The following is a 10,957-nucleotide window of genomic DNA, read 5'->3' as shown; positions in this document are numbered from 1 at the left end:
GTCTCGTTGGTGAACTTGCAGAAGTTCACCTTCCATGCATGGCTCGACACGCCGAGCATGAAGATGTTGGCGCCCGAGCAGAACACGCGGTCCTTGCCGCTCGAGACGACGACGGAGCGCACCTGCGGGTGCTCGAAGCGGATGCGGTTCAGCGCATCGGCGAGCTCGATGTCGACGCCCAGGTCGTAGCTGTTGAGCTTGAGCTTGTAGCCGGGGCGGATGCCCGCGTCCTCGGCGATGTCCAGGTGCAGCGTCGCCAGCGGGCCTTCGACGCCCAGCTTCCAGTGCCTGTAGCCGGAAGGCTCGACGCGGTAGTCGACGCGGGGCGGGGCAGAACGGTCTTCCATGCGAATCTCCAGGCGATCAATGCATCATAGTGCATGCCATGACGAACAATCAAGCGACTGATGCAATCGGCTTCATCTCACCAGGGGCTTTCGATGCCCCCGGGCGCACCTCGAGCAGGTCGCCGGCCAGCGCCAGCAGCGTGGCCAGGCTGTCCGCCTCCGTCCGCCCGCTCGTGTCGAGCACCGCGTCGGCCTTGGCGTAGAAGGGGGCGCGGCCGGCGAGGATGCGGCGCAGGTCGTCCATGGCCTCGGGGCTCGCCGCCATCGGCCGCGTGTCGCCCTGCGCGGCCACGCGTGCCATGTGCTCTTCGGGCGATGCGGTGATCCAGATCGTCGCGCAATGGGCGAGCAGGACGTTGAAGGTCGCCGGCTCGGCGACGATGCCTCCGGGCGTGGCGATCACCGCCTCGCCGTGCAGTGCCACGGTCTCGTCGAGGGCACGGCGCTCGTAGCGGCGGTAGGCGGCGGTCCCGTACAGGTCGTGGATCTCGCGCACGCTGCAGCCGGCGACGCGCTCGATCTCCCGGCTGAGCTCGACGAAGGGCATCTCGAGAGCCTCGGCGAGGAGGCGGCCGAGGGTGGACTTGCCGGCGCCGCGCAGGCCGACCAGGGCCAGGCGCCGGCCGCGCGCCCCCTCAAACTCCTTGCCGCCGAACAGGCGCCCCAGAGCGACGCGGGCGCGGCGCAGGTCGGCGTCGCCGCGCCCGCGCAGCTGCTCGCGCAGCAGCAGCCAGTCTGGCGAGCGGGTCGTCTCGTCGCCGACCAGCTCGGCGAGCGAGCAGGCGAGCGCACCGGCGACCTGGCGCAGGACCAGGATCGAGGCGTTGCCGATCCCGTACTCGAGGTTCGCCAGGTGCCGCTCGGACACCCCGGACGCCTTCGCCACCGACTTGCGCGTCAGGCCCCGCCGCGAGCGCAGCAAGCGAACGCGCTCGCCGAGGGCGGTGAGGAAGGGGTCCTTGTCGGCAGCGGCCATGGCATGCAATATACTGCCTAGTCGCCCGCCGAGGAAGCCCACCCCATGCCCCAGGCCCCCGAACACCTGAACTTCGCCGAGCACCTGTTCGCCGCCAACCGCGGCCGGCCCGGCAAGACGGCCTACGTCGACGACCGCGGCAGCCTGAGCTACGGCGAGCTGGCCGAGCGCTCGCGGCGTTTCGGCAGTGCGCTGCTCGGCCTCGGCCTACGCCGCGAGGAGCGCGTGCTGGTGGCGATGCTCGACACGAACGAGTGGCCGGTCGCCTTCCTCGGCTGCCTCTGCGCCGGCATCGTGCCGGTCGCGGTCAACACCCTGCTCACGGCCGAGGATTACGCCTACATGCTGGCGCACAGCCGCGCCCGGGCGGTGCTCGTCTCGGCCGCCCTGGCGGCGGTGCTCGACGAGGCGATGGCGAGGCCGGGGCACGAAGTCGCCGACGTCGTCGTGTCGAAGGGGGCACCGGCGCCAGCACCCGCCTCCGGTGCCGCCCGCCGGCACGACTTCGAGGCCCTCCTCGCCGCCGCAGAGCCGCTCGCCGCCGCGGCCCCGACCCGCGGCGACGACATCGCCTTCTGGCTCTACTCCTCCGGCTCGACCGGCCAGCCGAAAGGGACGGTGCACACGCACGCCAACGCCTGGTGGACGGTCGAGTTGTACGGCAAGGGCGTCCTCGCCCTGCGCGAGAGCGACGTCTGCTTCTCCGCGGCCAAGTTGTACTTCGCCTACGGCCTCGGCAACGCCCTCAGCTTTCCGCTCGCCGTCGGCGCGACGGTCGTGCTGATGGCGGAGCGGCCGACGCCGGACGCCGTCTTCAGGCGCTGGACCGAGGGCGCGCCGGGCGGCTCCGGCGCAGGCGAGCCCTTGCGCCCCACCATCTTCTTCGGCGCGCCGACCGGCTTCGCCGGCATGCTCGCGTCGCCGAGCCTGCCGTCGCGCGAGCAAGTGGCGCTGCGCATGTGCTCGTCGGCGGGCGAGGCGCTGCCGGCCGAGATCGGCCAGCGCATCGAGCGCCACTTCGGTTGCCAGATCATCGACGGCATCGGCTCGACCGAGATGCTGCACGTCTTCCTCTCGAACCGGCCGGGCGACGTCCGCTACGGCACGACCGGCAAGCCGGTCGACGGCTACACCATCGAGCTGCGCAGCGACGACGGCCGGCCCGTCGCCGACGACGAGGTCGGCGACCTGTGGATCGAGGGCCCGAGCGCGGCCCTCATGTACTGGTGCAACCGCGACAAGTCGCGGCAGACCTTCCAGGGCGCGTGGACCAAGAGCGGCGACAAGTACTCGCGCGACGCCGACGGCTACTACACCTACGCCGGGCGCAGCGACGACATGCTCAAGGTGAGCGGCATCTACGTCTCGCCGTTCGAGGTCGAGGGCACGCTGATGCAGCACCCGGCGGTGCTCGAGAGCGCGGTCATCGGCATCGAGGACGGGGACGGCCTGACCAAGACCAAGGCCTTCGTCGTCGCCAAGGCGGGCCAGGCGGTCAGCGAGGCCGAGCTGAAGGCCTTCGTCAAGGAGCGCCTGGCCGCGTACAAGTACCCGCGCTTCATTGAGTTCGTCGACGAGCTGCCGAAGACGGCCACCGGCAAGATCCAGCGCTTCCGCTTGCGCCAGCGCGAGCGCGGCGGTCCGGCCTGAGCCTAGCGCCACCGTGAGCGGCTTCGTCGAGATCGACTGGGGCGGCCAGCCCCTGCGGCTGGAGATCGAGCGCGTCGGCGCCCCGGTCGAGAGGGCCCGGCCCCTCGTCGTCTTCATGCACGAGGGCCTCGGCTCGGTCGCGATGTGGCGCGGCTTTCCGGCCGCGTTCTGCGAAGCCAACGGCCTCTCGGGCTTCGTCTTCTCGCGCCACGGATACGGCCGGTCGACCCCGCGTGCGGCGGGCGAGACCTGGCGACCGGACTTCATGCACCGGCAGGCTTCCGAGGTCCTTCCGGCCCTGTTCGAGAAGGCCGGCATCGTGCGGCCCTGGCTGTTCGGCCACAGCGACGGCGGCTCGATCGCCCTCTTGCACGCGTCGCGCTTCGACGTCGCCGGCGTCGTCGCCGTCGCCCCGCACCTGTTCGTCGAGCCGGTCTCGATCGCCAGCATCGAGAAGGCGAAGGCGGCCTACGACAGCGGCGGCCTGCGCGAGCGTCTGGCCCGCTACCACGACGTTCCCGACTCGGCCTTCGGCGGCTGGAACGACGCCTGGCTGTCGCCCGAATTCCGCACCTGGAACATCGAGGCCGAGCTCGAGTCGATCGCCTGCCCGGTGCTCGCCGTCCAGGGCGAGAACGACGAGTACGGGACGCTGGAGCAGATCCGGGCCATCCAGCGTCGATTGCCGGAAACCCGCTTGCTCGCCATCCCGGAATGCGGACACTCGCCCCATCGCGACCAGCCCGGTGTCCTCACCCGGGAAGCCGGCCGCTTCATCCTCGACCATTCACCCCATTCAGAAACCTGACAGGAGCCTCCATGCTACCCACGTCTCTCGGCCTCGCCGGCGCCCTTGCCGCCGCCTTTGCGCTCGGCGCACCCGCGGCCTTCGCCCAGGGCGCGACCGGCCCGATCAAGATCGGCCTGATGCTGCCCGCCTCGGGCACCTTCGCCGCGCTCGGCACCGCGATCGAGAACGGCTTCAAGCTGCACGTGCAGGAGCAGGGCGGCAAGCTCGGCGGCCGCGAGGTCCAGTACTTCAAGGTCGACGACGAGTCCGATCCGTCGAAGGCGACGGACAACGTCAACAAGCTGATCAAGCGCGACAACGTCGACGTCCTCGTCGGCACGGTGCACTCCGGCGTGGCGCTGGCGATGGCCAAGGCGGCCAAGGACAACAACACGCTGCTCATCATCCCGAACGCCGGCGCCGACGCGATCACCGGCCCGATGTGCGGGCCGAACATCGTCCGCACCTCCTTCTCCAACTGGCAGCCCGGCTACGCGATGGGCGTCGTCGCCGGGCAGAAGGGGGTCAAGCGGGCGATGACAATCACCTGGAACTACGCCGCCGGCGCGGAGTCGGTCAAGGGCTTCACCGAAGGCTTCGAGAAGAGCGGCGGCAAGGTGATCAAGGAGCTCAACCTGCCCTTCCCGAACGTCGAGTTCCAGGCCCTGCTGACCGAGATCGCGGCCCAGAAGCCCGACGTCGTCTACTCGTTCTTCGCCGGCGGCGGCGCCGTCAAGTTCGTCAAGGACTACGCCTCCGCCGGACTGAACAAGTCGATTCCGCTCTACGGCGCGGGCTTCCTCACCGACGGCACGCTCGAGGCGCAGGGCGCTGCCGCGCAGGGCATCCTGACCGCGCTGCACTACGCCGACAACCTGGACACGCCGCGCAACAACACCTTCCGCAAGAACTACGCCGTCGCCTTCAAGGCGCAGCCGGACGTCTACGCGGTGCAGGGCTACGACGCCGCGCAGGTCCTGGCGGCCGGCCTCAAGGCGGTGAACGGCGACCTCTCCAAGCGCGACCAGCTCACCGCCGCGATGCGCAAGGTCACCGTCGACAGCCCGCGCGGCAAGTTCACGATCTCGCCGGCCGGCAACCCGGTGCAGGACATGTTCCTGCGCGAGGTCAAGGGCAACAACAACGAGTTCCGCTCGGTGGCCGTCAAGGGTCTGGCGGATCCGGCGAGGGGCTGCAAGCTCTGACTCGGTTAACGTGAGGTGGCGATGGACACCGCCACCTTCCTCGTTCAGTGCCTGAACGCCGTCCAGTACGGCCTGCTGCTCTTTCTCGTCGCCAGCGGCCTGACGCTGATCTTCGGGATCATGGGCGTGATCAACCTCGCCCACGGCAGCTTCTACATGCTCGGCGCCTACATGGCCTTCGCGCTGGCGCCGGTGTTCGGCGACGCCTTCGTGCTGCGCCTCGTCGCCGGCGTGGTGCTCGCCGCGATGTTCGGCTACCTGCTCGAGTGGGCCTTCTTCAGCTTCCTGTACCAGCGCGACCACCTGCAGCAGGTGCTGATGACGTATGCCCTGATCCTGGTCTTCGAGGAGCTGCGCAGCATCCTCGTCGGCAACGACGTGCACGGCGTGCCGATTCCGGCGTGGCTCGCGGGCGGCTTTCGCCTCGGCGGTCTGATGGAGTACCCGTGGTACCGGGTCTTCGCGTCGGTGGCCTGCCTGGTGGTCGCCGTCGCGCTCTACGCCGTCGTCAACCGGACGCGGCTCGGCATGATGATCCGCGCCGGCGCAAGCAACCGCGACATGGTGCGCGGGCTGGGGGTCGACATCCGCCAGCTCTACCGGGTCGTCTTCGCCGGCGGCGTGGCACTCGCCGCGCTGGCCGGCATGATCGCCGCGCCGCTCTCCTCGGTGTACCCGGGCATGGGCGGCAGCATCCTCATCATCTGCTTCGTCGTCGTCGTGATCGGCGGCATCGGCTCGATCACCGGGGCCTTGATCGCCTCGCTGCTGGTCGGCTTCGTCGACACCTTCGGCAAGGTCTTCTTCGCGGAATGGAGCGGCGCCGGCGTCTACCTGCTGATGGCGATCATCCTCATCTGGCGGCCCGAAGGGCTGATGAAACGTGCCGTCTGAGGCCAGGGGCACGCCGGGCCAGGCGACGGACCCACCCGACATCGCCGAGCTGCCCGACATCGGCCGTCGCGAGGCCGGCGGCTGGCTCGTCCCGGCGGCGGCGCTCGCCCTCGTCGCCGTCCTGCCGTTCTTCCTGACGCCGTACACCCAGGACCTGATCGTCCGGATCGCGATCTACGCGATCTTCGCGCTCAGCCTCGAGCTGCTCGTCGGCGCCACCGGGCTGGTCAGCCTCGGCCACGCCGCCTTCCTCGGCATCGGCGCCTATGCCGCGGTGCTCGGCTCAGGCGACAGCGGCGCGCCCCTGCCTGTGCTGCTCGTGCTCGCCGTCGGCGGCGCTGCGCTCTATGCCGCGGTCGTCGGTGCGCTCAGCCTGCGCACGCGCGGCGTCTACTTCATCATGGTCACGCTTGCCTTCGCGCAGCTCGCCTACTTCGTGGTCCACGACACCAAGGCCGGCGGCGGCAGCGACGGCATCTTCCTGTACGTCAAGCCGACGCTGCAGGTCGGCGGCGTCACCCTTCTCGATCTCGGCCAGCGGCTGCACCTGTACTACGCCGTGCTGGCCGCGCTGGCCGGCACCTATGCCTTCATCGCCCTCCTGCTCCGCTCGCGCTTCGGCCACGCCCTCGCGGGCATCCGGGTCAACGAGCAGCGCATGCGCGCGGCGGGCTTCTCGACGACGCCGTACAAGCTGGCCGCCTTCATCGTCGCCGGCGCGCTGGCCGGCCTGGCCGGCCTGCTGCTGGCGGTCAAGGACGGCGCCGTCAACCCCGAGCTGCTGTCGTGGCACGAGTCCGGTGCGGTCCTGCTGATGCTGATCCTCGGCGGCATCGGCAGCCTGCGCGGCGCGGTGATCGGCGCGGTGGCCTTCACGCTGCTCAAGGAAGTGTTCCAGTCGGAGGGCATCGTCGGCCCGCTGGCGTCGCACTGGCAGCTCACGCTGGGCCTGACCATCATCGCCTTCGTCGCCGCCCTGCCGCGCGGCCTGATCGGGCTCGGCGAGCGCCTGCGCGGAGCGCGGCGTGGCTGAGGCGCTGCTGCAGGCGACCGGCCTCGGCAAGCGCTTCGGCGGCCTCGCCGCGGTCGACGGCGTATCGCTCGAGCTGCACGTCGGCGAGATCCACGCCGTGATCGGCACCAACGGCGCGGGCAAGTCGACCCTCATCAACATGCTCTCCGGCGAGATGGCGCCGAGCGCGGGCAGCGTGCGCTTCGCCGGCGAAGACGTCACGCGCTGGCCGCAGCCGCGCCGGGCCCGCGCCGGCCTCGGCCGCAGCTACCAGCGGACCACCATCTTTCCGGAGTTCAGCGCCCTCGAGAACTGCCGCCTCGCGGCGCAGTCGCGCGCGCCGCGGCCGTGGCGCGTGTGGGAGAGCGCCTCGAAGGACGCTACCGGCATCGCCGCGGCGGCGCGCGCCCTCGGCGCGGCCGGCCTCGCCGGCGAAGCGGGCCGCACCGCCGGCACGCTCAGCCACGGTGCCAAGCGCCAGCTCGAGATTGCGATGTGCCTGGCCACGGAGCCGCGCGCCCTGCTGCTCGACGAGCCGCTGGCCGGCATGGGCGCCGAGGAGACCGGCCGCATGCTCGACCTGCTCGGCACGCTGAAGGCGAGCCACGCCATCCTCCTCGTCGAGCACGACATGGACGCGGTGTTCCGCGTCGCCGACCGCATCACGGTGATGGTCAACGGCCAGGTCATCGCCAGCGACGAGCCGGAGCGCATCCGTGCCGACCCCGCGGTGCGCCTCGCCTATCTGGGCGACGACGACGCCCCCACGCGATGAGTTCCCTGCTCGCCATTGCCGACCTGCACGCGCGCTACGGCGACAGCCACGTGCTGCGCGGCGTCTCGATGGAGGTGCCGGCCGGCGTGTCGGTCGGCCTGCTCGGCCGCAACGGCATGGGCAAGACGACGCTGATCCGCACCTTCATGGGCTACGTGCCCGCGGCCGGCGGCAGCATCGCCTGGCAAGGGCGCACGGTCACCGGCGCCGCACCGGAACGGATGGCGCGCCTCGGCATCGGCTACGTTCCGGAAGGGCGCGGCATCTTTCCCAACCTGTCGGTGCGCGAGAACCTGGTGATGACGGCCCGGCCCGGCCCGGACGGCAGCGCCGACTGGACGTTGGAGCGCGTCCTCGAGACCTTCCCGCGCCTGTCGGAGCGGCTCGGGCACGGCGGCCAGCAGCTCTCGGGCGGCGAGCAGCAGATGCTCGCGATCGGCCGCGCCCTGCTCACCAACCCGCGCCTGCTCGTCCTCGACGAGGCGACCGAAGGCCTGGCGCCGCTCGTCGTCGCCGAGATCTGGCGCACCGTCTCGGCGATCCGCGCCACCGGCATCGCCACCCTCATCGTCGATCGCAACGCGCGTGCCGTGCTCGGCCACACCGACCGCGCCGTCGTCCTCGAGAAGGGCTGCATCGTCCTCGAAGGCAGCTCGGCGGAGATCGCCGCCGACGCCGGCGCGCTCGACCGCTATCTCGGCGTACAGTGATTCGCAAGGAGCACGAAAGATGATTCTCGAGATCGCCGACATCCGCATCACGCCGGGCCGGAACGCAGAGTTCGAGGCCGCCGTCGCGCACGGCCTGGCCACGGTGGCGAGCCGCTGCACCGGCTATCGCAAACACCAGGTGCACAAGGGCATCGAGTCGCCCGAGCGCTACGTCCTCATGATCTGGTGGGACACGCTCGAGAACCACACCGTCGACTTCCGCCAGGGCCCGCTCTTCCCCGAGTGGCGCGCCATCGTCGGGCCGTTCTTCGCCGCGCCGCCGCAGGTCGAGCACTTCTCGCTGGTGACCGCGTCGGCCTGAGCCGTTTCGCAGCGTGGCCCGCATGCACCGCCTCGGATCGACCCTGCTCTCCGCCCGCGCCGCCACGGCCACCGTGGTCCTGGCGGGCACCTTGATCGCAGCGGGCGCGCTCGCGCAGACGGACTCGGCTGCGCAGGCGAAGCCGGCTGCCGCAGCGACCGGCCGCACGCCCGCCGTCGGCGTGGCGGCCGCGCTCGAGGTGCCGCAGGTCGCCTACCGCGAGCGCCGTCTCGGCAACGGCCTGCAGGTCCTCTCGATCGAGGACCGCAGCAGCCCCACGGTCAGCATCCAGGTCTGGTACCGCGTCGGCGGGCGGAACGATCCGGCCGGGCGCTCGGGCTTCGCCCACCTCTTCGAGCACATGATGTTCAAGAGCACCGAGTACCTGAAGGCCGAGCAGTTCGATCGCCTCACCGAGGACGTCGGCGGCGTCAACAACGCCTTCACCAGCGACGACGTGACGGCCTATCAGTCGGTCGTGCCGTCGAACCACCTCGAGACCCTGCTCTGGGCCGAGGCCGAGCGGATGATGAACCTCAAGGTCGACGAGGCGAGCTTCCGGTCCGAGCGGGCCGTGGTGCAGGAGGAGTACCGGCAGCGCGTGCTCGCCTCGCCGTACGGGCTGTTCTTCAACGCGGTGACGACCGAGCCCTACCTGCAGCACCCGTACCGGCGCTCGGCGATCGGCAGCATCGAGGACCTCGAGGCGGCGACGCTCGCCGACGTCGTCGCTTTCCACGCCCGCTACTACCGGCCGGACAACGCGACGCTGATCGTCGCCGGCGACTTCGAGCCGAGGCAGCTCGACGCCTGGGTCGACCGCTATTTCGGCCCGGTCCGGCGACCGACCGAGCCGCTGCCGACCTTCACCGGCAGCGAGCCGCCCTGGACCGCCGACCGGGCCCGCACCATCACCGCGCCGACGGTCCCGTTGCCGGCGGTGGCGCTGGTCTGGCAGGCGCCGCCGCTGCGGAGCCGCGATGCCGCCGCCCTGCAGGTCGCCTCGGCGGTGCTCTCGGCGGGCGAGTCGTCGCGCCTGCACCAGTCGCTCGTCTACCGCCAGCAGATCGCCACCCAGGCCGGCTTCGAGGCCGGCCTGCGTGAAGGGCCCGGGCTCCTTATGGCGTACGCGATCGCCTCCGGCGACAGACCGGTCGCCCAGCTCGGCGCCGCCCTGCTCGCCGAGCTGCGCCGCCTCGTCGACTCGCCGCCGACCGCAGCCGAACTGGAGAAGGTCAAGAACCAGCTCATCACTGGCGCGTTCGTGTCGCGGCAGACGCCGCTCGGGCTGGCCTCGGCGATGGGCGAGGCGGCCGTCCTCGAAGGCAGCCCGGCGCGCATCAACACCGCGCTCGAGGAGCTGCAACGCGTCTCCGCGGCCGACGTGCGCCGTGTCGTGCGCCAGTACCTCCTGCAGCCGCACAAGGTGACGCTCGACTATCGCCAGGCCGGAGCCCGGCCTTGAGCGGCCCGACAGCGCCCGGCCAGACGTCGACCCGCCGCGTGTCGGCAGCGCGATGGGTCGTCGCCCTCTGCATCGGCGTCTGTGCCGGCCTGGTCCAGGCGCAGCCCTTTCCGACGCCGCCCCCTCCGGCACCACCCCGCCCCCTGGTGATCGCGGCACCGAGCGAGACGGTGCTCGACAACGGGCTGCGCCTCGTCGTGGCACGCCGCCAGGGCGTGCCCCTGGTCAGCGCCCAGTTGGTGGTGCTGTCCGGCAGCGAAGCGGATCCGCCGCGGCTGGCGGGCCTCGCGTCCATGGCGGCGACGCTGCTGACCCAGGGCACGCGCCGGCGCAGCGCGCCGGAGCTCGCCGCCGCCGCCGAGGCGCTCGGCGGCTCGCTCGAGAGCGGGGCCGGCTGGCACCAGTCGAGCGTCGGCATCACGGTGACGACGCCCCGCCTCGACGCAGCCCTGGCGCTCGTCGCCGAAGTCGCGACCGAGCCGGTCTTCGCGGCCGCCGAGATCGAGCGGATCCGGACCCAGAGCCTCGACTCGCTGAAGGTCGCCTACGCCGATCCGGGCGTGCTCGCGACGCTCGCTGCCGACCGCCTCGCCTACGCCGGCACCGCCTATGGCCACCCGGCCGGCGGCACCCCTGAATCGCTGCCGCGGATCCGTCGCGACGACCTCGTCGGCCTGCACCGGCGCACCTTCCGGCCCGACCAGGCCGTGCTGATCCTGACCGGCGACATCACGCCGGCGGCCGGCCTGACGCTGGCGCGGCGCCACTTCGGCAGCTGGCGACCGGCACCGGCAGCGGCCGGCGAAGCCGC

General features: G+C 71.4%; 11 protein-coding genes and 1 pseudogene. 10 read left to right on the top strand and 2 right to left on the bottom strand.

Annotation, left to right across the window (positions count from 1 at the left end; translation table 11 throughout):
- Nucleotides 1–347: pseudogene (locus AC30N0_RS00250) on the bottom strand (2,3-epoxybenzoyl-CoA dihydrolase); the annotation flags it as partial.
- Nucleotides 348–396: 49 nt separating this feature from the next.
- A complete protein-coding gene (locus AC30N0_RS00245; protein WP_489515934.1) occupies nt 397–1,323 on the bottom strand; it encodes a helix-turn-helix transcriptional regulator in 927 nt (308 codons plus the stop codon).
- Nucleotides 1,324–1,368: 45 nt separating this feature from the next.
- Here AC30N0_RS00245 and AC30N0_RS00240 point away from each other — a divergent pair, with 45 nt between their 5' ends.
- The 10 genes from AC30N0_RS00240 to AC30N0_RS00195 form a co-directional block, all read left to right on the top strand.
- Nucleotides 1,369–2,973, top strand: coding sequence for a benzoate-CoA ligase family protein (locus tag AC30N0_RS00240; RefSeq protein ID WP_489515933.1), 1,605 nt, complete (start codon nt 1,369–1,371; stop codon nt 2,971–2,973).
- A 13-nt stretch (nt 2,974–2,986) separates the two neighbouring features.
- A complete protein-coding gene (locus AC30N0_RS00235) occupies nt 2,987–3,781 on the top strand; it encodes an alpha/beta fold hydrolase (protein ID WP_489515932.1) in 795 nt (264 codons plus the stop codon).
- Nucleotides 3,782–3,792: 11 nt separating this feature from the next.
- Nucleotides 3,793–4,968, top strand: a complete 1,176-nt coding sequence (locus tag AC30N0_RS00230) for an ABC transporter substrate-binding protein (protein WP_489515931.1) — start codon at nt 3,793–3,795, stop codon at nt 4,966–4,968.
- A gap of 21 nt (nt 4,969–4,989) precedes the next feature.
- On the top strand, nt 4,990–5,862 hold the full coding sequence (locus AC30N0_RS00225) for a branched-chain amino acid ABC transporter permease (RefSeq protein WP_489515930.1): 873 nt from the start codon (nt 4,990–4,992) through the stop codon (nt 5,860–5,862).
- Nucleotides 5,863–5,911: 49 nt separating this feature from the next.
- Nucleotides 5,912–6,895, top strand: a complete 984-nt coding sequence (locus AC30N0_RS00220) for a branched-chain amino acid ABC transporter permease (RefSeq protein WP_489515936.1) — start codon at nt 5,912–5,914, stop codon at nt 6,893–6,895.
- Nucleotides 6,888–7,649, top strand: a complete 762-nt coding sequence (locus AC30N0_RS00215; RefSeq protein WP_489515929.1) for an ABC transporter ATP-binding protein — start codon at nt 6,888–6,890, stop codon at nt 7,647–7,649. The genes AC30N0_RS00220 and AC30N0_RS00215 overlap by 8 nt, the downstream gene beginning before the upstream one ends.
- Complete coding sequence (locus tag AC30N0_RS00210; RefSeq protein ID WP_489515928.1) at nt 7,646–8,359, top strand: ABC transporter ATP-binding protein; 714 nt, start codon at nt 7,646–7,648, stop codon at nt 8,357–8,359. The genes AC30N0_RS00215 and AC30N0_RS00210 overlap by 4 nt, the downstream gene beginning before the upstream one ends.
- Before the next feature lie 19 nt (nt 8,360–8,378).
- Nucleotides 8,379–8,681 (top strand): antibiotic biosynthesis monooxygenase family protein, encoded by a 303-nt coding sequence (locus AC30N0_RS00205; RefSeq protein ID WP_489515927.1) that lies wholly within the window; start codon nt 8,379–8,381, stop codon nt 8,679–8,681.
- A 22-nt stretch (nt 8,682–8,703) separates the two neighbouring features.
- Entirely contained in the window at nt 8,704–10,146 is a 1,443-nt protein-coding gene (locus AC30N0_RS00200) for a M16 family metallopeptidase (protein WP_489515935.1), read from the top strand.
- Nucleotides 10,143–10,957 (top strand): M16 family metallopeptidase (locus tag AC30N0_RS00195; protein WP_489515926.1); only part of this gene is annotated, 815 nt, incomplete at its 3' end. The genes AC30N0_RS00200 and AC30N0_RS00195, both read left to right, overlap by 4 nt.

Source organism: Rhizobacter sp. (genome assembly GCF_031412495.1).
In the GTDB taxonomy this organism is placed as follows: Bacteria; Pseudomonadota; Gammaproteobacteria; order Burkholderiales; family Burkholderiaceae_C; genus Schlegelella_A.
The sequence above is the reverse complement of the archived record's forward strand: the minus strand, read 5'-3'. Positions and strand labels throughout refer to the sequence as shown.

What these genes read in the sequence shown, in the direction of transcription:
- AC30N0_RS00230 (WP_489515931.1), top strand. Translation starts at nt 3,793, where the DNA reads ATGCTACCCACGTCTCTCGGCCTCGCCGGCGCCCTTGCCGCCGCCTTT.
- AC30N0_RS00210 (WP_489515928.1), top strand. Translation starts at nt 7,646, where the DNA reads ATGAGTTCCCTGCTCGCCATTGCCGACCTGCACGCGCGCTACGGCGAC.
- AC30N0_RS00205 (WP_489515927.1), top strand. Translation starts at nt 8,379, where the DNA reads ATGATTCTCGAGATCGCCGACATCCGCATCACGCCGGGCCGGAACGCA.
- AC30N0_RS00245 (WP_489515934.1), bottom strand. Translation starts at nt 1,323, where the DNA reads ATGGCCGCTGCCGACAAGGACCCCTTCCTCACCGCCCTCGGCGAGCGC.
- AC30N0_RS00200 (WP_489515935.1), top strand. Translation starts at nt 8,704, where the DNA reads ATGCACCGCCTCGGATCGACCCTGCTCTCCGCCCGCGCCGCCACGGCC.
- AC30N0_RS00240 (WP_489515933.1), top strand. Translation starts at nt 1,369, where the DNA reads ATGCCCCAGGCCCCCGAACACCTGAACTTCGCCGAGCACCTGTTCGCC.
- AC30N0_RS00225 (WP_489515930.1), top strand. Translation starts at nt 4,990, where the DNA reads ATGGACACCGCCACCTTCCTCGTTCAGTGCCTGAACGCCGTCCAGTAC.